Source organism: Loktanella sp. DJP18 (assembly GCF_049310965.1).
Classification (GTDB): domain Bacteria; phylum Pseudomonadota; class Alphaproteobacteria; order Rhodobacterales; family Rhodobacteraceae; genus Loktanella.
The window spans coordinates 1-17246 of the sequence record NZ_JBMERN010000014.1 but is presented as its reverse complement, the minus strand read 5'-3'; the positions used below and the strand labels follow the sequence as shown (position 1 = coordinate 17246).

17 protein-coding genes and 1 pseudogene are annotated in these 17246 nt (G+C 66.4%); 5 read left to right on the top strand and 13 right to left on the bottom strand.

The annotated features are described in order from the left end of the window. The first annotated feature begins 19 nt into the window (after positions 1-19). Genes ACOI1H_RS06190 through ACOI1H_RS06180 form a run of 3 tightly spaced genes read left to right on the top strand, consistent with a single transcriptional unit; the run spans position 20 to position 4375 of the window. Positions 20-1636 carry an ABC transporter substrate-binding protein gene (locus tag ACOI1H_RS06190; RefSeq protein WP_422435925.1) on the top strand — a complete coding sequence of 539 codons (1617 nt, stop codon included), beginning with the start codon at positions 20-22 and terminating at the stop codon, positions 1634-1636. Between the two features lie 4 nt (positions 1637-1640). Continuing rightward, positions 1641-2600 carry an acetamidase/formamidase family protein gene (locus tag ACOI1H_RS06185; RefSeq protein WP_422435923.1) on the top strand — a complete coding sequence of 320 codons (960 nt, stop codon included), beginning with the start codon at positions 1641-1643 and terminating at the stop codon, positions 2598-2600. Positions 2601-2608: 8 nt separating this feature from the next. Beyond that, positions 2609-4375, top strand: a complete 1767-nt coding sequence (locus ACOI1H_RS06180; protein ID WP_422435922.1) for an ABC transporter ATP-binding protein — start codon at positions 2609-2611, stop codon at positions 4373-4375. Positions 4376-4644: 269 nt separating this feature from the next. Here ACOI1H_RS06180 and ACOI1H_RS06175 read toward each other — a convergent pair whose 3' ends face one another. The 13 genes from ACOI1H_RS06175 to atpD all read right to left on the bottom strand — a co-directional run bounded on the left by ACOI1H_RS06175 (position 4645) and on the right by atpD (position 16219). Continuing rightward, positions 4645-5811 (bottom strand): acetate/propionate family kinase, encoded by a 1167-nt coding sequence (locus tag ACOI1H_RS06175; protein ID WP_422435920.1) that lies wholly within the window; start codon positions 5809-5811, stop codon positions 4645-4647. Beyond that, entirely contained in the window at positions 5808-7199 is a 1392-nt protein-coding gene (locus tag ACOI1H_RS06170) for a bifunctional enoyl-CoA hydratase/phosphate acetyltransferase (RefSeq protein WP_422435919.1), read from the bottom strand. The genes ACOI1H_RS06175 and ACOI1H_RS06170 overlap by 4 nt, the downstream gene beginning before the upstream one ends. After that, positions 7186-7950, bottom strand: coding sequence for an enoyl-ACP reductase FabI (fabI, locus tag ACOI1H_RS06165; protein WP_422435918.1), 765 nt, complete (start codon positions 7948-7950; stop codon positions 7186-7188). Before fabI ends, ACOI1H_RS06170 begins: the two co-directional genes overlap by 14 nt. After that, positions 7947-9719 carry a PHA/PHB synthase family protein gene (locus ACOI1H_RS06160; protein WP_422435917.1) on the bottom strand — a complete coding sequence of 591 codons (1773 nt, stop codon included), beginning with the start codon at positions 9717-9719 and terminating at the stop codon, positions 7947-7949. Before ACOI1H_RS06160 ends, fabI begins: the two co-directional genes overlap by 4 nt. Before the next feature lie 107 nt (positions 9720-9826). After that, positions 9827-10666 (bottom strand): F0F1 ATP synthase subunit gamma, encoded by an 840-nt coding sequence (locus ACOI1H_RS06155; RefSeq protein WP_422435915.1) that lies wholly within the window; start codon positions 10664-10666, stop codon positions 9827-9829. Beyond that, on the bottom strand, positions 10663-12180 hold the full coding sequence (locus ACOI1H_RS06150) for a F0F1 ATP synthase subunit alpha (protein WP_422435914.1): 1518 nt from the start codon (positions 12178-12180) through the stop codon (positions 10663-10665). The genes ACOI1H_RS06155 and ACOI1H_RS06150 overlap by 4 nt, the downstream gene beginning before the upstream one ends. Beyond that, positions 12170-12907, bottom strand: a complete 738-nt coding sequence (locus ACOI1H_RS06145; RefSeq protein ID WP_422435913.1) for a hypothetical protein — start codon at positions 12905-12907, stop codon at positions 12170-12172. Before ACOI1H_RS06145 ends, ACOI1H_RS06150 begins: the two co-directional genes overlap by 11 nt. Further along, complete coding sequence (locus ACOI1H_RS06140) at positions 12904-13149, bottom strand: F0F1 ATP synthase subunit C (RefSeq protein WP_422435912.1); 246 nt, start codon at positions 13147-13149, stop codon at positions 12904-12906. The genes ACOI1H_RS06145 and ACOI1H_RS06140 overlap by 4 nt, the downstream gene beginning before the upstream one ends. Then, complete coding sequence (locus ACOI1H_RS06135) at positions 13149-13832, bottom strand: F0F1 ATP synthase subunit A (protein ID WP_422435911.1); 684 nt, start codon at positions 13830-13832, stop codon at positions 13149-13151. The genes ACOI1H_RS06140 and ACOI1H_RS06135 overlap by 1 nt, the downstream gene beginning before the upstream one ends. Further along, the gene (locus tag ACOI1H_RS06130; RefSeq protein ID WP_422435910.1) at positions 13829-14101 is read right to left on the bottom strand and encodes an ATP synthase subunit I; all 273 of its coding nucleotides are present in this window, start codon (positions 14099-14101) and stop codon (positions 13829-13831) included. Before ACOI1H_RS06130 ends, ACOI1H_RS06135 begins: the two co-directional genes overlap by 4 nt. Continuing rightward, positions 14098-14373: an AtpZ/AtpI family protein gene (locus ACOI1H_RS06125; protein ID WP_422435909.1), complete on the bottom strand. Its 276-nt coding sequence runs from the start codon at positions 14371-14373 to the stop codon at positions 14098-14100. Before ACOI1H_RS06125 ends, ACOI1H_RS06130 begins: the two co-directional genes overlap by 4 nt. Beyond that, complete coding sequence (locus ACOI1H_RS06120) at positions 14370-14774, bottom strand: F0F1 ATP synthase subunit epsilon (RefSeq protein WP_422435908.1); 405 nt, start codon at positions 14772-14774, stop codon at positions 14370-14372. The genes ACOI1H_RS06125 and ACOI1H_RS06120 overlap by 4 nt, the downstream gene beginning before the upstream one ends. Then, positions 14771-16219: a F0F1 ATP synthase subunit beta gene (gene atpD / locus ACOI1H_RS06115; protein ID WP_422435907.1), complete on the bottom strand. Its 1449-nt coding sequence runs from the start codon at positions 16217-16219 to the stop codon at positions 14771-14773. The genes ACOI1H_RS06120 and atpD overlap by 4 nt, the downstream gene beginning before the upstream one ends. A 130-nt stretch (positions 16220-16349) precedes the next feature. On the opposite strand from atpD, the pseudogene ACOI1H_RS06110 reads away from it, so the two are divergent. Together ACOI1H_RS06110 and ACOI1H_RS06105 are read left to right on the top strand one after the other, a co-directional pair. Continuing rightward, positions 16350-16745: pseudogene (locus tag ACOI1H_RS06110) on the top strand (type II restriction endonuclease); the annotation flags it as partial. A 191-nt stretch (positions 16746-16936) separates the two neighbouring features. Then, the gene (locus ACOI1H_RS06105) at positions 16937-17131 is read left to right on the top strand and encodes a hypothetical protein (RefSeq protein WP_422435906.1); all 195 of its coding nucleotides are present in this window, start codon (positions 16937-16939) and stop codon (positions 17129-17131) included. The last annotated feature ends 115 nt before the right edge of the window (positions 17132-17246 follow it).

Sequence of the window (17246 nt, the reverse complement as noted above, 5' to 3'; positions counted from 1 at the left end):
CCCAACAGGAGAGACGACCATGAAAAGACTGCTCGCATCCACCGCCTTGATCGCGGCCCTGTCGCTGCCGGCCGCAGCGCAGGAGACGCTGGACCCGAATGCCAAGGCCGGCGGCAACATCACCGTCACCTACAAGGACGACGTGGCCACGCTGGACCCGGCCATCGGTTACGACTGGCAGAACTGGTCGATGATCAAGTCGCTGTTCGACGGGCTGATGGACTATGAACCCGGCACCACGACACTTCGTCCGGGCCTTGCCGAACGCTACGAGACGTCGGACGACGGCATGACCTTCACCTTTCACCTGCGGCCCGGCGTGATGTTCCACAACGGTCGAGAGATGGTAGCCGAGGATGTGAAATACTCGCTTGATCGCGTGACGAATCCGGCGACGCAATCGCCTGGTGCCGGTTTCTTCGGTGCGATCGAAGGATACGACGCCGTGGCCGGCGGGACCGCTGACAGCCTGTCGGGTGTCACCGTGGTCGATCCCCAGACGGTCGAGATCAAGCTGTCGCGGCCCGACGCGACCTTCTTGCACGTCATGGCGCTGAACTTCGCGTCCGTCGTCCCATCCGAGGCCGTGGACGCCGCGAATGGCGATTTCGGCAAGCAGCCGGTCGGCACCGGCGCGTTCAAGCTGGGTGAATGGACCATCGGCCAGCGCCTGGTGTTCGAGAAGAACGCCGATTACTGGCGGGACGGTCTGCCCTATCTGGACACCGTGACCTTCGAAGTCGGGCAGGAACCCATCGTCGCCCTGCTGCGGCTGCAGAACGGCGAAGTCGACGTGCCGGGCGACGGCATCCCGCCCGCAAAGTTCCAGGAGGTGATGGCCGATCCCGAACAGGCGGCCCGCGTCGTCGAGGGTGGCCAGTTGCAGACCGGCTATATCACGTTGAACGTGACCACGCCGCCGCTGGATCAGGTCGAAGTCCGCCGCGCGATCAACATGGCGATCAACAAGGACCGGATCACCCAGTTGATCAACGGTCGCGCCGTGCCCGCGACCCAACCGCTGCCGCCGTCGATGCCGGGTTACACCGAAGGCTACGCCGGCTACGCGTTCGATCCCGAAGCCGCCAAGCAGATGTTGGCCGATGCCGGGCTGCCCGACGGATTCGAGACCGAGCTTTACGTCATGAACACCGACCCGAACCCCCGCATCGCGCAGGCGATCCAGCAAGACCTTGCGGCGATCGGCGTGACCGCGTCGATCCAGTCGCTGGCGCAGGCCAACGTGATCGAAGCCGGCGGTGCCGGCACGGCACCGATGATCTGGTCCGGTGGCATGGCCTGGATTGCCGACTTTCCCGATCCCAGCAATTTCTACGGGCCGATACTGGGCTGTGCCGGGGCAGAGGAGGGCGGCTGGAACTGGTCGAAATTCTGTGACGAAGCGCTGGACGCCGAAGCGACCGCAGCCGACAGCATGGTCGGCCAGGACGGTACCGACCGCCTGAAGATGTGGTCCGACGTCTACATGAAGGTGATGGACGCGGCCCCCTGGGTCCCGATCTTCAACGAACAGCGCTACACCATGAAGTCGGCACGCATGGGCGGTGATGACAGCCTCTATGTCGATCCGGTCTCGATCCCGGTCAACTACGACTACGTCTACGTGACGGACTGATCCGATGTGCAAGGCTTGCGACTATACGATCCACGGCGCGCAACACCACTTTGGCTGGGACAACGGCATTGCGCCGGCCCAGCGGGTCGAACCGGGGGCGACGATCCTGTTCCACTGCCACGACAGTTCGGCGGGCCAGTTGGGCCCGTCGTCCACCGTGGCAGACGTCGCCACGCTGGATTTCGGCAAGATCAATCCGGTGTCGGGTCCGATCTGGGTGGAAGGGGCAGAGCCGGGGGACGCCATCAAGGTGACGCTCGACAGCTTTGCGCCGCAGGTGCAGGACGGCCGTGGCTGGGGCTGGACGGCGAATATCCCCGGCTTTGGCCTGCTGGCGGATCAGTTCACCGATCCCGCACTGTACGTCTGGTCCTATGACCCAGAGAGCATGGCCCCCAGCCTGTTCGCCACCGAGGCCCGCGTGCCGCTGAAGCCCTTTGCCGGCACCATCGGCACTGCGCTGGCAGAACCGGGGCTGCACTCGATCGTTCCGCCCCGGCGGGTCGGCGGCAACCTCGACATCCGAGACCTGAGCGCCGGCACGACGCTCTGGTTGCCGGTCGAGGTCGCGGGCGCGTTGTTCAGCGTCGGCGACACCCATGCGGCGCAGGGCGACGGAGAGGTTTGCGGCACGGCCATCGAGAGCCCGATGGACGTGGTGCTGACACTCGATCTGGTGAAGGGGGCGAACCTCAGGACGCCCCGGTTCACCACGCCGGGACCGGTGACGCGGCACCTGGATGCCAAGGGCTACGAGGTGACGACCGGCATCGGGCCGGACCTGATGACCGCCAGCCGCGACGCGGTGGCGGGCATGGTCGATCACCTCTGCGCCACGCGCGGCATGGCGGCGGTCGACGCCTACATGCTGGTCAGCACCTGCGGCGATCTGCGCATTTCGGAAATCGTGGACATGCCCAACTGGGTCGTCAGCTTCTACTTTCCGCGCTGCGTGTTCGAGTGACGGTCGGTTTGGAGCACAGGTCCGGGGCCGCCACGGCCCCGGACGACATCGTCCTGTCTGCGCGCGGCCTCACCGTCTCGGTCCGCAGCGACAGCGGCCTCATGCCCCTTGTTCGGGATGTGACCTTCGACCTGCGGCGCGGCGAAACCCTAGCGATTGCCGGCGAAAGCGGGTCCGGCAAATCGATCACGTCCCTTGCGATCATGGGTTTGCTGCCACCACCCGCTGTGCGCGTGACCGGCGGCAGCATCGCGCTGGGCGAACGGGTGTTGACCACGCTACCGGAAGGCCAAATGCGCGCCCTGCGGGGCGACCGCATCGCCATGATCTTTCAGGAACCGATGACGAGCTTCAATCCTGTCATGCCCATCGGCACCCAACTGGTCGAGGCGATCCGCGCCCACACGCCGATGTCCCGCTCGGCCGCCCGGACAGAGGCACTGGCTGCCCTGACCGCCGTGCGCCTGTCGGAACCCGCGCGGCGGCTGGCCCAGTATCCGCACGAGCTGTCCGGCGGGATGCGCCAGCGGGTCATGATCGCGATGGCCTTGGCGCTGAAGCCCGATGTGCTGATCGCGGACGAACCGACGACCGCGCTGGACGTCACCGTGCAACGCGAAGTGCTGGACCTGCTGCGTGACCTGCAACGCGACCGTGGCACGGCGATCCTGCTGATCACCCATGACATGGGCGTGGTGGCCGAAATGGCCGACCGTGTGGTCATCATGCGACACGGTGTGATCGAGGAGACCGGCCCTGTCCGCCAGATTTTCGCCACCCCGGCGCATCCCTACACTCGTGCCCTTCTGGCGGCTGTGCCGCGTATGGGGCAGGGCGGCGCACCCATTGCGCGACCGGATCGTCCCGTCGTGGCTGACCTGCGCGACGTCGTCGTGCGCTACGACATCCGTGGCGGTATCCTGAACCGCGTGACACACCGGGTCCACGCGGTCGAGGGCGTCAGCTTCGACATTCGCGCGGGCGAAACCCTGTCGCTGGTGGGCGAATCCGGCTGTGGCAAATCCACCGTCGCCCGCGCCATCGTCGGGCTTGTGCCGCACGCGGGGCTGATCCGGATCGGCGACCAGACCGTCGGCACCATGACCGCCACCGCCCGCAAACGGCTGAGTGCCGTCACGCAGATCGTGTTTCAGGACCCGATGGCAGCGCTCGATTCCCGGATGACGGTGGGCGCGCAGATCGCGGAGCCACTGCTGATCCACGGCAGGATGGACGCAGCCGCACGGCGCGCCCGTGCCGCCGACCTGATGGACCGCGTGGGGCTGACGTCGGCGCAGCTTGACAACTATCCGCACGAATTCTCTGGCGGGCAGCGGCAGCGTATCTGCATCGCGCGCGCGCTTGCCCTGACGCCCCGGCTGATCGTGGCGGACGAAAGCGTCTCGGCGCTTGACGTGTCGGTCCAGGCGCGCGTCCTGGACCTGCTGCGCGCGCTGAAGGTCGAATTCGGGATCGCCGTGCTGTTCATCAGTCACGACATGGCGGTTGTCGAGAACATCTCTGACCGGGTCGCGGTCATGCACCTTGGTCAGATCGTGGAGATCGGAAGCCGCGCCGCTGTCTTCGGCGATCCGCGGCATCCCTATACCCGCCGGCTCATGGCGGCCGTGCCGGTGCCGGACCCCGCCTGCCAGCGTGCTGCGATCCCGCGCCTTGCGGGCGAAACCCTCAGTCCCGTGCGCGCGGTCGGCGCACAGATCGACCGGCACCGCCTCCACGCCGTGGCAGACGATCACGCGGTGGCAGAGGACTGAGGCGGACAGACCTTTACGAGGTCGCGCCTTGTCCACCGGATGCCGGGACTGGACACGATCATCGGTGCCTGTGATCTTGTGATCTGGTTGGAGGCTAGCGCGGCGATGCTTGAACCCTGCGCCTGAGCAGTCCGGGTTCGGCGACCTGTGACTCAATACGCTGTGCGGTCTGATGGTGATATGTGGGCCAAGCCATCGCTTGATCCGGCTTCGGGCCTCGCGGGGTGGCGACGCTGATGCGGATCAGCAACGGCACTGCAACGGCCGGGTCAAGCCCATTGCCGTGCGGCGTTCGCGATGACCGATTCTTCGTCCGTGGGGATCACCATCACGGCCACGGCCGAGTCCGCCGCGCCGATCTGCGTGGCGTGGCGCGCGTTCGCCTCACCGTCCAACACGACGCCCAGCCACGCCAGGCGCGCGCAGATCAGGCGACGCACCCGCGCAGAGTTCTCTCCGATCCCGGCGGTAAAGACGATCGCGTCCAGCCCGCCGTTCGCCGTCGCCAAGGCCGCCAGTTCGCCGGCAGCGCGATGGCAGAACATGTCGATCGCCAGACTTGCCAGCGGGGCGTGGCTGGATTCCAGGACAGCCATGTCGCTGCTGATGCCCGATACGCCCAAAAGGCCCGATTCCCGGTACAGCATCGTGCCGACCTGCGCCGACGTCAGGTGCATCTCATCCATCAGGTACAGCACCACGCCGGGGTCCAGTGCGCCGCAGCGCTGCCCCATCATCAACCCGTCCAGCGCCGTGAACCCCATGCTGGTGGCGACGCTGCGTCCTTTGTAAAGGGCGCACATGCTTGCGCCGTTGCCCAGGTGGGCCACGATGACGCGGCCCTCGGCGTGCGGGCTGAGGCCCGTCAGCGCGTCGGCGATGTAGGCATAGGACAGGCCGTGGAATCCGTAGCGCATCACGCCCGCCGCCGTGACGCTGGCCGGCAGTGCGAACATCTGCGCCAGCGGACCTTGCGAGCGGTGAAAGCTGGTGTCGAAACACGCCACCTGTGGGGTGTGCCGCAGCACACGGGCCACTTGGGCGATGGCGGCCAGATTGTGCGGCTGATGCAACGGGGCCAGCGGCACGAGGTCGGTCAGTTCGGCCATCAGGGCCGTCGTGACCCGCGCCGGTCCATCGTGGTGCCGCCCGCCGTGCACCACGCGGTGTCCAACGGCGACGATATCGACGTCCGGCATCTGGCGGCCCAGCCAACGCAGAAGGTCCGTGATCAGGGCATCGGGCGACACATCCGACGCAACGGACATGGGCTGATCGACCGGTTGCCCGTCGTGGTCGCGCGCGGCAAAGGCCGCCGCCGTGCCGATCCCTGCGACCTTGCCGCGCAACAGGGCCGGAAAGTCGTCCTGCACCGGAAACAGCGCGAATTTCAGGCTGCTGGACCCGGCATTGATCGTCAGCACAGCTTCCGTCATCCGATCACCAGCCGCGCCAGCGCGCAGGACGCCAGCCGCGACCAGGCATTGTCGGCACGGCTGGTCAGGATGATCGGCACGGATGCGCCCATCACCAGTCCCGCCGCGTCGGCCCCGGCCAGATAGATCATCTGCTTTGCCATCATGTTCGCGGATTCCAGATCGGGTGCCACGAGGATGTCGGCCGCCCCGGCGACCAAGGACACGATCCCCTTGGCCGCCACCGAGGCGGGAGAGATCGCGTTGTCGAAGGCCAGTGGGCCGTCCAGGATGCCTCCGGTGATCTGGCCCCGGTCCGCCATCTTGCACAGTGCGGCGGCGTCCAGCGTGGCCGGCATCCGCGTATTGACCGTCTCGACCGCCGCGAGGATCGCGACTTTCGGGTGCGGCGTGCCCAATGCATGCGCAAGGTCGATCGCGTTCTGCACGATGTCGCGCTTGGCGCTCAGGTCCGGCGTCACGTTGATCGCGGCGTCGGTGATCAGCAGTGGCTTGGGATATGTCGGCACGTCAAGGACGTAGACATGGCTCATCCGGCGGTCCGTGCGCAGGCCAAGGTCTGCATCCACCACCGCCTCCATCAGTTCATCCGTATGCAGGGCACCCTTCATCAGTGCCGCGACGCGGCTCGCCCGTGCCAGTGCCACCGCCTGTGCGGCGGCGGCGTGGCTGTGGGGGGCGTCGACGACCTCCACCCCTTTCAAGCTGCGCCCGGCGGCCTCGGCCGTGGCGGCGATCCGCGCCGCGGGCCCGATCAGGACCGGCACGATGATGCCGCGTGCCCCCGCGTCCAGCGCCCCGGTCAGGGACAGGACGTCGCAGGGATGGACGACGCCGGTGCGTACCGGTGTCAGGACCGTCGTGGCGGCGATCAGCCGGGCATACTGCGCTGCGGGCGCATGCAGCGCGACCTGCGGCAGCACCATGCGGGGCCGGCGGACCTTTGTGTCGGGGGCAATGACGCGGGCGATGCCGTCGATCACGGTGACGCCGTCCTGATTGACGCAGGCACAGGCCAACGTCACGCGGCCCTCCTTTGGCTTGTCGGTGACGGTCACCTGCGTGGTGATCGTGTCGCCAAGGCCAACCGGGGCCTTGAACGACAGGCTCTGGTCCAGAAAGATCGTCCCCGGTCCCGGCAATTGCGTCCCCAGGACGGCACTGATCAGCGCGGCACCCCACATTCCGTGGGCGATGACGCCGTGGAACATGTCCGTCGCCGCATAGACCGCATCGACGTGCGCGGGATTCACGTCGCCCGACATGACCGCGAACAACGAGATGTCGCGTGCCGTCAGCGTCCGCACGGACCCGGCGTGGTCGCCCACGGCAAGTTCCGCAAAGGTGCGGTTCTCGATGAACGAAGCGACGGGGTCAGGCACGGACATGCAGACCTCCGTCGACATGCACGACGTCGCCCGTAATACTGCGCGCGCCGTCAGAGGCGAGCATGACAGCCACATCGCCGACATCCGCAATTGTGACGAGCCTTCGTTCCGGTGCGCGGTCGCGTGCGGCATCGACCAATGCGTCGAAATGCGCGATGCCGGACCCCGCACGGGTGCGCAGCGGCCCCGGCGAAAGCGCGTTGACCCGAATCCGCTTTGGCCCGAGTTCGACCGCCAACTCGCGCACGACCGCCTCGAGCGCGGCCTTGACCGGTCCCATGACGTTGTAATCGTCCACGACCTTTTCGGCTCCATAGTATGACATTGTCAGAATCGTCCCGCCGTCGGTCATCAGCGGCTCCGCCAGTCGCGCCGCACGGATCAGCGAATGGACAGAGATGTCCATCGCCTGCGCGAACCCCGCGGCGCTGCAATCCGTCACCCGTCCGTGCAGGTCGTCAGCCCCGCAGAAGGCCAGGGAATGCACCAGCATATCAAGGCGACCCCATCGTGCAGTCACGGCGGCAAAGACAGCTTCCATCTCTCCGGCCACCGTCACGTCGAGCGGCAGAAGCAGTTTCGCACCCATGGCCGCGGCGAGCGGCGCGACAAAGGGTCTGGCCTTTGCGCCCTGATAGGTCAGTGCGACGTCCGCGCCCGCGTCCGCGAAAGCCTGTGCGCAGCCTGCGGCGATGGAGTGGGCGTTCGCTACCCCCAGCACCAGCGCCACCTTGCCATCCAGTACGCTCACGCCTGCATCACATAGGCACCCGGGGCCGCAGCCGTTGCGCTGTAACGTCCCTCGGCCTGACCCATCGGCGGCGGGTCCACATCGGGACCGGACCTCGCCTGAAGCCAGTCCGTCAGCACCGGCCACCACGACCCGTCCTGCGGCGCGGTTTCGGCCAGCCAGGTGGCGGCATCGCGATATGCGGCCTTTTCGGCCGTATGGCCGGTGCGGAAGTGCCGGTCGTGGTGTCCGGGTTCCGATACGATCCCCGCATTGTGGCCGCCGCTGGTCAGCGTGAACGTCACGTCCGTATCGGCGAACAGGTGCAGCTTGTAGACCGATTGCCAAGGGGCGACGTGGTCATCTTCGGTGCCCACCACGAACAGCGGCGCGTTGATGTCGGTCAGTGCGATGGCCTTGGGGCCGACATGGTAGCGGCCTTCGGCCAGATCGTTGTGCAGGAACAGTTGCCGCAGGTATTCGGCATGCATCCGGGCGGGCATCCGGGTGCCGTCCGCGTTCCAGAACATCAGATCGAACGCATCGCCGCGCCGCCCCAGCATGTAGTCGCGGATCATCGGTGCCCAGATCAGATCGCGGGCGTGCAGCAGCGCAAAGGCCCCCGCCATCTGGTCGGAGGTGAGGAACCCCTGACCCTCCATCATGTCCTCGATCAGCGTCACCTCGGCCTCGTTGATGAACAGCTTCAGCGGGCCGGCCTCGGTGAAATCGACCTGCGCCGCCAGCAACGAGACGCTGGCCAGCCGGTCGTCGTCGTCGCGCCCCATTGCGGCGGCGGCGATGGACAGGAGCGTGCCGCCAAGGCAGTAGCCGACGGCGTGGACCTTTGGCGCGCCGGTGATCGCCGTCACCGCGTCAAGGGCCGCCATCACGCCCAGCTTGCGGTAGTCCTCCATGCTGCGGTCCCGGTCGGCCATATCGGGGTTCTTCCACGACACCATGAAGACGGTGTAGCCTTGGTCCACGAGGTATTTCACTAGCGAGTTCTGTGGCGACAGATCGAGAATGTAGTATTTCATGATCCAGGCCGGCACGATCAGGATCGGTTCCGGCCTGACCCTTGCGGTTGTCGGCCCATACTGGATCAGCTCGATCAGGTCGTTGTGGAACACGACCTTGCCGGGGGTCGCCGCCAGATCGCGCCCAACGACAAAGGCCGTCCCGGCTTCGTCCTTGTGGGTCGCATCGTGGGTCAGGTTGCGCAGGCCCTGCAGGACGTTCGCGCCATGTGCCTTTAGCGTCGCAGCCAGCACGTCGGGGTTGGTCAGGGCAAAGTTCGACGGTGCCACCGCATCGGACATCAGCCCCGCTGTAAAGGCCATCAGGTTCTCGTGTTGTGGCGAAACACCGTGCACGCCGGTCATCGCGTTCTGCCACAGGGTCTCGTTCCGCTGGTAGGCCTGTGCCATCACGTTGAACGGCCAGGTCTGCCAGCGGTCAGAGGCAAAGCGACGGTCGTCGGGAACGGCGGCGGGTTCAAGGCCGAGGCTGGACATCCAGAAGGTCTGCACATCCGCGAGGGCCTGCTGCGCCATCGTCATCTGCTTGCCCGGCGAGGTGGCCATGTGGACGGCCCAGTCCATCCACGCCTCTCCCATCATGGACGGGGCAAGGCCCAGCGTGGCCTGGGCCACATGCGTGTGGGTGTGGCGGTCGAGCGCCTCGAAAGGGGTTTTCGTGAACGAGTCCCGCAGGACGGCTGCGGCCACCGGCGGCGGCCTGTCCTGATTGTCGGGCTTGCGGACGATCTGCGTGATGTGGCCTGGCATGGGATGTCCTTCATGAGAGGCGCGGCAGGCGTCTCCCTTCAGACGATGCTAGACGCTTCGGGGCGGGCCGGTGTTGATGCAGATCAACGAAGGTGCCGCGCCTGTGCCTAGCGTCCGCGTCCAACCGCTGATTCGGCGGCCGCGGCCGCGGTGCCAAGTTCGATGATCTCGGCCGTGATCGCGTCCTGTCGCACATGGCGCAGCCGCACCTGCCACGTCACCAGTTCCTCCGCGATCTGGTGGCCTGCGGCGGTCATCGCCTGCATGCGCGCCTCATTCTCGGCGGCATAGGCGTGCAGCGCGGCGCGTGTCACAAGGGCGTGCAGATAATCGCGCCCGACGCTGTCGATCAGCGTGTCGCGCGGCAATTGCGTCAGCACCTGCGTCCCTGCCGCCACCGGAAGCGCCGACAGATCCAATGGAAAGACCCGGTGTCGCGCCACCGTCGGCCGCCCCGCCCCCCAGGTCGTATGCACCACATCCAGGCTGCCGATCCGGCCTGCCGCCAGCGCTGTGAACGCGGCCGCGAGGATCGCCTCTGCCAGCCGCGGCATCCCCGGCGAGTGCGAGGGCAAGGCCGCGTGCCAGTGTGGCGTGACGCCCCGGCTGGTGGCCACCGCCAGCCCCCGCGTGCCGATCAGGAACAGCGGCGCATCTGTCGTGACGGTGTCCAGCACACGCTCGCTGAAGGCCCCGGCAAATCCCTGTTCGGCGCAGAATACCAGCAACCCCTCCGGGGCCGTCGGTGCGTCTGCGACGTCCAGCCGCGCGTCCGGAATCTGCGCCATCGCGCCGGCGAGTGTGGCGGCATAGCTGTCAACCGCCATGACCTGATCGCGCGCCGCATGGGCGCGCGCCGAGGCGATGCCCTTCATCGCATGGACCACCGCCTGCAACTGCCGGATGCCATCGATCCGGGCCGTGATGTCGGCCAGCCGTTCCGTCATGGAGTTGCGGCGAAGGTTGCGGCGAAGCTGCTCAGCCCCGCCAGCAAGGCCGTCCGAGCCGCGTCATCCAATCCGCCGCCTTGCGCAATGGCCTGGACTGCGGTCCCGACATCCCGGTCGAGCATGTCCGGCAGCCCCGCCCGAAACGCCTTGACCGCGCCAACGGGCATCGCGTCCAGCAGACCGGTCTGCACGGCCAGCATCAGCGCCACCTCGTCCGCCAGCCGGTAAGGGGCATGCTGATCCTGCCGCAGCGCCTCTCTGATCCGGGCACCCCGCGTCAACTGCGCCGTGACGCGACCATCTGGCATGCCGCCGAACCGGGTGAAAACCTCCAGTTCCAGAAACTGCGCGTAGTCCAGCCGCAGGCTTCCGGCGGCGATGCGCAGGACCGGTCGCTGCGTCTTGCCGCCGACCCGGCTGACCGAAAGCCCGGCATTCACGGCAGGCTTCTGCCCTTGATGAAACAGTGTCGCATCCAGGACGATCTGCCCGTCGGTGATCGAGATCAGGTTCGTCGGGATGTAGTCCGACAGGTTCCCGGCCACCGTTTCCGCGATCGGCAGCGCCGTCAGCGACCCGCCCCCCAGGGCGGGCGACAGCTTGGCCGCGCGTTCCAGCAAGCGGGCGTGGATGTAGAAAACGTCACCGGGATACGCTTCGCGGCCCGGCGACTGCCGCGTAAGCAAAGCGATTTCGCGGTGGGTGGCGGCGTGTTTCGACAGATCGTCGATCACGATCAGCGCGTGCTGGCCGGCATCGCGGAAGTGTTCCGCCATCGTCATCCCGGCATAGGGTGCGATCCATTGCAGACCGGGCGCGCTGGCGGCGCTGGCGACGACAACGATGCAGCGGTCGAAGTTGCCGCCGCGTTGCAGCGCGTCGATGGCGCGGCGCACGCTGGATGATTTCTGACCGATCGCGACATAGATGCAGATCATGTCGCTGTGCGACTGGGCGATGATCGCGTCGATGGCCAGTGTGGTCTTGCCGGTCGAATGGTCCCCGACGATCAGTTCGCGCTGACCGCGCCCAAGCGGAAACAGCACGTCGACCGCCACGATCCCGGTCTGCACTGGCTCTGTCACCAGATCGCGGTCGATGATCGCGGGTGCGGCGCGTTCGATGGGCATCCGTGCGGTTGCGGCAATCGGCCCCTTGCCGTCCAGCGGACGCCCCAGCGGATCGACGATCCGCCCTAGCAGGCCGGGGCCGACCGGCACATCGACGACGGTGCCGGTGCCATGAACCACGTCGCCCGCCTCGACCTCGGTCGTGTCGTCCAGCAGCACGCAGCCGATACTTTCAGGGTCCAGCACGCGGGCAAATCCGGTCTGTCCACCCGCGAACCGCAGGACCTCCTCCAGTCCGACATCGGGCAAGCCTGAAATCATCGCGACGCCGTCGCCGATCTCCTCGACCCGGCCCCGATGTGCGGGACGGGGGGCCAGGATCAGCGCGTCCAGCTTTTGTTGCGCGGCCGCCTGCCAGTCGGGAGTCCTGTCAGGCCGCATGGGTCAGGGCCCTTTCGACATCCTCCAGATCGGCGCGCCAACTGTTGTGCAAGGTGAAGTGCGGCGTGCGAAGCTCGCTTCCCGCAATCAGGGCCGGATCGCTGACGAAATGCAGCATCGGCTTGCCGCCGAGTGCGGTGGCGATGGCGGCTGTCACGTCCGCCGTGCCCGTCGGCGTCAGGGCGTCGGGCGTGACGACCTCGATCCCACCGTCGGAGGCCACCAAAGCCGCACGGTCTTCCGGCGCCATCGCCCCGATCCCCGCGACCAGCCGCGCAAGAAACGCGTCCTGCACGACCGCTGTGTCGAGGCCGGCCAGCAATTTGCGCGCCACCGCCAACGCCAGCTGCGCGGCGGCCCTCTCGGTCAGGGCGCGGTCGGTCTCCGCCTTTGCCGCAGCGGTCGTGGCGGCAGCGAGCAGCAACGCGTCGGCCTGAGCCTGCGCGGCAGCAGCCTCCCGCCTGCGCGCCGCTTCGCTATCCGCCGCAGCATCGGCCAACACCGCCGTCCGTTCCGCGGCGATCCCGGCGCGGGCGCGGGTCGCGTCGGCCAATGCCGCATCGGCCTGCGCCTGCGTCGCGGCAGCCGCATCCAGCGTGGCCTGCGTCGCGGCCTGCCGCGCGGCAATGGCCGCGGCCACGGGGGCCCAGAAGATGCGGCTCAACAGCCAGATGAGGATCGCGACGTTGACCGCCTGCAGGGCCAGCGTCCAAAGATTGATGCTCACGCCAGCAACGGATTGGCGAACAGCAGCAGCAGCGCGATGACTAGGCAGTAGATCGCCGTCGTCTCGATCATCGCAAGGCCCACGAAGAGGGTGCGAGAGATCGTGTCCGCCGCTTCGGGCTGTCGGGCGATTGCCTCCAAGGCCGCGGCGACGGCCCGGCCTTCGGCAAAGGCGGGGCCTATGGACCCGAACGAAACGGCAATTGCCGCGCAGATGATGCTGACATGGGGAAGATAATCCATCAGGTGTCCTTTGGGGGTAGGGGCGTGCCGTCGGTGATCGTAGCGGCAATGAAGACCATCGCGAGGACGGCAAAGATGTAGGCCTGCACGAGGCCCGTCAGCAGATCGAGCGCCATCAGCGGGATCGGCACCAGCAGCCCGGCAAGCGAGGCGACGATGCCGATCACGAACACCCCGCTCATGACATTGCCGAACAGGCGGACGAACATTGAAAACACCCGCGTCAGGCTTTGCAGGATGTTCAGTGGGATCATTACGGGGTTGGGCCGGGTGAAGGACCGCAGGTAGCCGACCGGTCCCGAGCCGCGCACGCCGAACCAGATGACCGAGACGAAGACCAGCGCCGCCAGCGCCCCGTCGGTCTCCAGCTGTGCCGTGGGCGGCTTTGTCCCCGGCAGCAGGGAGGACCAGTTGGCCGCGAGGATGAACAGGAATAGCGTACCGATGAACCCCCGATAGGCCCCCGGCGCAGCACCGGTGGCCTGCGTGATCTGGGTGTCGAGGGTGGCGACGATCAATTCGATTGCGGCCTGGCGGCGGGTCGGTGCCAGCGCCAGGCTTCGCGTCACGGCATAGGCTGCACCGACCAGCAGCGCCATGATGCCCCAAGTGGTCACGACGGCCTGCGTGATCGGCACGGGACCGAGTTGAAAGACCACGGTGGACGACAGCGGCGAGATCATGGTGCCGTCCGCACCATGATGGCCTTGGCAGTCATCACGCCCACAAGTGCCGCAAGCAGCGGGACCGCCCCCGCCAGCACGGCGAGATAGAATCCGGCGCACAGCAGCCCGAGCCGTCCGAATGTCAGCGCAAGCCCGATCAGCGGGTGGCCCTGCGCGACGATCAATCGGGCGGTCTCGTGCAGTGCACGGAAATAGACATAGCCGATCACGGTGCCACCACCAAGGCAGGCAAGCAACGTCAGGGCGAGGCGAAGGGTGTCGGTCATGAGGCGTTCATCCAGTTCCATGCGGTCCAGCCGCCCAATCCGAGGCCCAGCATCAGGCCGGGTGCCGTCCAGAAGATCCCGTCGCCAAAGTGCGCGTCCAGCCAGCGCCCGCCGAACAGACCGGCCAGCGTCGGAACCACGATCATCCAGCCCAGCACCCCGATCTGCGCCAACCTGCGCCCCACCGACATCTCGCCCTCGCGCAGCCAGCGGGCATGGCGGGCATGGCGCAGCCGAACCTGCCGGATCAGGGGGTCATCGGGGGGAGTCATCGGAATTCCCCTGCGTCGGCACCGGATGACAGGCGGCTGACCATCCGGCGGATGGCGTTGAGTTGCAGCGTGTTGGCGGCGGTGCGATCCACCAGTTCGGCGTCCGCCTCTGCCCGGAAGCGCGCCAGCACCTCCGCATCGAGGGTCGCAAGATCGTCGCCCGTGATCGCCTCTCGGGTTGCGATGTCCACATCGCGCGACACGGTCAGCACCCCCCCTCGCACGGCACAGAAATGATGGGCACCAGCGGTCCGCCACGACACCACTGAAACACTGAGTGCGGTCAGGAACGGCGCATGTCCGGGTAGGATGCCGAAACTGCCGCCCGCATCCTCGGCCCGCAGGCTGTCGATGGCGGTCTCGACCACGACGGACAAGGGCGTCACGATGCGCAGCTTCACGCCGACACCTTTTCGGTCGCGGCGGCCTTGGCGTTCTTGGCCTGCGCGTCCGCGAGCGTGCCAACCATGTAAAGCGCGCTTTCGTCCCAATCGTCCGCCGCACCATCCAGGATCGCGCGACAACCGGACAGCGTGTCGGCCAGCGTGACCCGGGCACCCGGCAGACCGGTAAACGCCTCTGTCACCATGAAGGGTTGCGTCAGGAACCGTTGCAGGCGACGGGCGCGCACGACGATCAGCCTGTCCGTCTGTCCCAATTCTTCGATACCCAGCAAAGAGATGATGTCGCCCAGTTCGCGGAATCGGGCCAAGACCCGCCGCACCGCTTCCGCGGTATTGTAATGGTCGTCGCCGACCACCTGCGGGTCAAGCAGCATGGATGATGAAGCGAGTGGGTCGATGGCCGGGTAGAAGCCCTCTGCAGCCTGACTGCGGGACAGCACGATCACGCAGTCCATGTGGCTGGAAATCGTCGTGACGGCTGGATCGGTGAAATCGTCGGCCGGCACATAGACGGCCTGAATGGCCGTCACGGACGATCCCGCGACACTTGCGATGCGTTCCTGCAAGGCCGCCACCTCGGTCGCCAATGTCGGCTGGTAGCCCACCCGCGACGGCAGGCGCCCCAGCAGGCTGGACACCTCGGCCCCGGCCTGAACAAAGCGAAAGACGTTGTCCATCAGCAGCAGCACATTCTGGTGCCGTGTGTCTCGGAAGTATTCCGAAATCGTCAGCGCCGTCATCGGGACGCGCCAGCGGGCGCCTGGGGGTTCGTTCATCTGACCATAGACCAGCACGGTGCGGTCGAGCACGCCGGACGCCTGCATCTCGGTCAGCAGTTCGTGACCCTCGCGCGACCGCTCGCCCACGCCGGCAAAGACCGAAATGCCGTCATAGCCTTCGACCATTGCGCGGATCAGTTCCATGACCAGCACCGTCTTGCCGACACCGGCACCGCCGAACATCGCGGCCTTGCCGCCCTGTGCCATCGGCGTCAACAGGTCGATGATCTTGATGCCGGTCTCGAAAACCGATGTCGTGCGGGTTTGGTCCCGCAAGGCAGGCGGGGCCGCATGGATCGAGCGGCGCGGCGTGTCCACGGGCAAGGGTGGACCGTCATCACGCAGGTCCCCCACCATATCCAGCAGCCGCCCCAGAACCGCCGGACCGACCGGCACGCGGACCGGTCCGCCTGTCGGTGTGACACGCACCCCGCGCGCCAGACCGGCGGTCGACTGAAATCCCACCGCCCGCAAGGTGCAGGGATCGAGGTGGCTTTGCACTTCGAGTATCAGCGGTGCTGCATTGTCCCAACGTACGGACAGCGCATCGTTGATCGGTGGAAGAGTGCCGCCGAAGCGCACATCGACAACCGCGCCGCGCACGGAAATGACGTGTCCGTCGCCCGGATTGGTTTGTGTCTGGTCTGCAATTGCGCCGTACATGGTGGCAGCTTCCGCCTGTTATTCACCCAAGCATTCCACCGCGATGGGCGCGCGTCGTTGATCTGGATCACGGCATTGCGGACTCTCATGCTGAACTGACCGCCGCCGGCACCACGGCCCGCAATCAGAGCCGGGTAAGCGGCCGCACTTCCTGTTCTCGTCACGGGCGGCCTATCGTGATCCGAACTTTATGGCGGCCCGACTGCGGATGCTCGCCACCAAGACTACCTGCTGCGGCCGCTGGCGGCAGGTCATCGACGGGTCAGACCGGACTCCGGTGAAACACCTCCTGACCTTACAAGTGGGCGTTTCCGAGGCGCAGTTCCGCGAAACGACGCAGGCGAATGTCCAGCTTGTCGTGCCGGAATCGTTGATTGGAAAATTTCCGGCGAGCATACGGGTAGACCTACAGACTTTTCAGAGCTTCAAGGTGATCTGCGGTTGCTCGCAACTGGGGCGACTTAAAGCTGGCTCACCGATATCTGACTTCCACTTTCACACCTGCCACAGGGTATATGGTCATTGACGGTCGGGGTCGTAGACCCGGGGTGGAACTGCCCTGTCTCGAGCACGCTCTTCAATTTCAGCAAGGTCCTCTTCGCAATCAGCAAGGGCGACGTGTTTCTCAGAGTTTCGATGTTTCGACATTCGCCGGTGGCGAGCCTCCTTCACGGGCCAGCCGTCGCGGAGTATGAGAAAGGGGTTCGGAAAACAGCCATGACCACCTTCGGACGGCAATTCTTGAATGCCGACAAAGTAGCTGAGGAGGCGGGCAAGGTTGCGATGGAAAAGATGCGTAACTCCGCCCTCATGTGGGTCGGTTTCGTCGCGTTTCTGTTCGCCGTGTTCAATAGGCTGTTTCGTGGGCCTCACCGGCTGCTGTCGATGGCTGGAATACGACTTCTCAGTTAAGAGAGGAAATAGACATGCTGAAGGCCTAGGCTCAGGACCCATTAAACGGGTTGAGGCTGCGCGGCCTACATGATTCATCGTCCCCGAACCAAGGGGGGCATGATGAGTAATCTGT